Origin of the sequence: Paramaledivibacter caminithermalis DSM 15212, assembly GCF_900142245.1 — a bacterium.
Lineage (GTDB): Bacteria > Bacillota > Clostridia > Peptostreptococcales > Caminicellaceae > Paramaledivibacter > Paramaledivibacter caminithermalis.
Map to the genome: position 1 here is coordinate 1 of NZ_FRAG01000116.1, position 3,357 is coordinate 3,357.

The following is a 3,357-nucleotide window of genomic DNA, read 5'->3' on the forward strand; positions in this document are numbered from 1 at the left end:
GCTTCATATGTTTTGATGTGTTGCTTGTTCACTTCCATCATAACATATGAAGCTATTCTCTTTTTATTTTTTTCCTACAATAATTTTACACTAAGCCATTCTTTAGTTCTACTTTTTGGGCATTATTTGGTTCATTATTTAATAAGTTCCTATCAAAATATCAAAAGGAATTTAATATAGTTATGGGGCTTCTTCTAATATATAGTGCAATCTCTGTTTCTGGTATTACTCATTTATTCAAATAATAAGGGTCAAAAAATTGGATAACATCTTTAGCATTTAAACTAGAGAGAGTTATCCTTTTTTTATTAATAATATATAAAATCATCCACTGGCTGATAAAAATTTCATTCTAAAACTTCCAATCAAGTTTTCAAATACTTTCTTATCTCCACTAGAGATAATCCTCGTACAAGGAATAATATAATGGTAAATATCCATGAAATATTCCGTTATGTATTCGAGGTCTATTCCACTTATAATCTCATATCTGAATATCTACCTTTCCAAACCTTATGGTAAATCTTTACTAGTTTACATGGTGAAACACCTTAATTATAATATTATTTCTATAAACTTAAATCCAAGCCTTAGCCCATAATAAACTAATATAATTCCACAAATAATATTTATCATTTTGATAACCTTGCTATTGAAGTTATTTTTAAAAGTTGAAACTATTGTTGTTATTCCGATAAACCAGAAAGCCGATGCTAAGCAAACACCTAAAATAAATAATCTTGATGCCTCTAAAGATAATGTAGCCTTAAATCCCCCTAAAAGCAATGTCCCATCAATAAGAGCTTGCGGATTTGCCCATGTTACTAATAAACATGTCATAATCACTTGTGTTAATGGTTTGTTTACATTCACTTCACTTTTGGTTTCAGGAGTACTTCTTATTAGCTTGATCCCAATATATATAACAGCTAAAGAACCAACTAATAGAATAGCTAGTTTTAGGCTTTGGAATCTCTCCATTATTGCCCCTATTCCAAAAAAACATGCAAGAGCTAAGGAAATGTCAAGAAAGGTAGTAATTAAAGCTACTGCATATGCCCTTGTCTTCCTATTTGCTATTGCACTGTTTATTACATAAATATTTTGCATCCCTATAGGAGCAACATAGGCCATACCCAACATAAAACCTTGAAACAAATATTTAATCAAAAAAGTCTCCTCCTTATATAGACCTTATTAGTTCGTTACGAAACTCTACAATTCACATAAATACTAACTTTAAATCTATTGAAATGTCCAATATTTCCCCATTTTGGTATATATACAATATAAGGTTATGTATAACTAAAAACTTTTAAAAATGGTCATTTTAATTATTTTTAAAAAGTAATTATTTCTACTAATAGTTTTAGACTAGTTAGAAATATTAACTTCTATGATTCTGAGAATAATCTATCGACTGACTTAACACCCTAAAATATTAAAGATAAGTATGATACAAAGTCTTTAATACCTACCCTTCAAATCTATTTTCAGCTACACTCTAATTCTTAAAACATAGATGAAAGTGTTGCAAATTTCTACATATGACTACATTCCTACAGTGAAATAGTCATATAAAATCCCTAATCAAGACCTTTTAAGGTCTTAACTAGGGGCATAAATCTCAATATTTATTATCTTTGTGCTTCATATTTTCTAAGAAGCTTTACAAATAACTCAGGAATCTTATCTAACTTTTCAGGTGTTTCAACAAAGGAAATTCTAAATTGTGTGCTGCCTGGATTAGCTTCACCTTCTTCAATATCATAGAATCCTTTCATAGGTGCTACTAGTAGAGTTGTTTCAACACCATCTATATTAACTGAACCTTCACCTGCACAATATAATACAAAATCTACTGCATCAAAACCAGGTTTTACAACATTTCTAACATCTATAACTGTGTAAATAGATGCATCCGGACTGGAAACAATAAGATTAGGCTCTTGTTCCTTAAGTCCATTATAAACCTTTAAGATTTGCCCTCTATAATATTCTCTTATTTCTCGGCACCATCCTAGAATTCCTTCTTTACTTTCGTGAGCTAAGGCACCAAAGATGTATTGACCAATAGCATTTGCACAAAGATTAGCGGTATATTCAGCTACTGAACGATTATTGAATTCAGTGTTATCAGTTATTAATGCGCCAATTCTTAAGCCACATGCATTCCATACTTTAGAAGCAGTTTCAATACTAATTCTTCTACCTTCAATTCCTGGAACATCTGCATCAGACAATCCCCAAATACTTAAAAGTGGCTTATCTGGATCATAGTAAAGTTCACGATATGCTTCATCACTAACCATCCACATATTGTATTTTACACAAAGCTCTGCTAATGCTTTCATAACATCATAATCATATAGCTGACCAGTTGGATTATCGTATGGTATTACTAATAATGCACCTGGTTTATTAGCCTTAATTACTTCTTCGATTTTAGCAATGTCTGGAAGAGTAAATTTCCCATTTTCATCTAATTGCCTCTTTACAGTAACTGTTTTTCTTCCAGTTCTTTGAGCAAATGATATATAGTTTGTATACGCTGGATCAATCATAAGTAGAGGTCTTTCATCTGTTCCTGCAGGGCCACATGTACCAATTAGTAGCAATTCCATAGCTGCAGACCCACCATCTGTTACCTGAATATGCAGCTTACTTGTATCAAACCCTTCGCACTTTAAAATATTTCTAAATGCATCTTGACATTCCTTTGTCCCAGCAGTTGTAGTATATCTAATAACCCCATTGGCAAATGGACTACTTGGGTCATCAAGTGCAAACATTCTCTTTTGCATTGCAGGATTCGCTGGAAGGGAAACGTTTCCAATACCGACATTAATAACAGCTTCTGGCTTTACTTTTCTCTCTTCATACTTCATTTGTGCAAGACGAACTGCTGATGGTTTTCTTGACTCAAAATGAGCAGATAATATTGGCTTATTCATTCTAACTCTCCTTTTCTTTAAAATATTTAAAATAATCACCCTATGTTGTCATTCTAACATAATATTTTATAATTTTTAATATTTTTTAAATATTTGTTTTCATAATAAAATAATTATTTATTCCTATTGATTATTATTACCGCCTAGATAAATCTAATGATTACTTCATTTTCCCAATATTCCTCAAAAACATGGGAAATTCCTTTTTTCTTTTAATTTAAATACTTTTCATTAAAAAGTTCCCTCAAACATTAGGCTAAGAAAACTGATAAATCTAAAAGTATTATACCAAATATACTTATAGCTAAATGTTAAACAGCACTTTATTCTAGCCTAAATCTTATCAAAAACTGCAAATTAAATAATCTTAGAAGCTTAAATCAAGTTAAATAATCTGACCTAA

Annotated in this window: 2 protein-coding genes; both read right to left on the bottom strand. The window is 30.7% G+C overall.

The annotated features are described in order from the left end of the window. Window positions 1-555: 555 nt before the first annotated feature. A complete protein-coding gene (locus BUB36_RS18615) occupies window positions 556-1,170 on the bottom strand; it encodes a LysE/ArgO family amino acid transporter (protein WP_073153776.1) in 615 nt (204 codons plus the stop codon). Between the two features lie 467 nt (window positions 1,171-1,637). Continuing rightward, window positions 1,638-2,954, bottom strand: coding sequence for a pyridoxal phosphate-dependent aminotransferase (locus BUB36_RS18620; RefSeq protein WP_073153779.1), 1,317 nt, complete (start codon window positions 2,952-2,954; stop codon window positions 1,638-1,640). Window positions 2,955-3,357 lie beyond the last annotated feature (403 nt).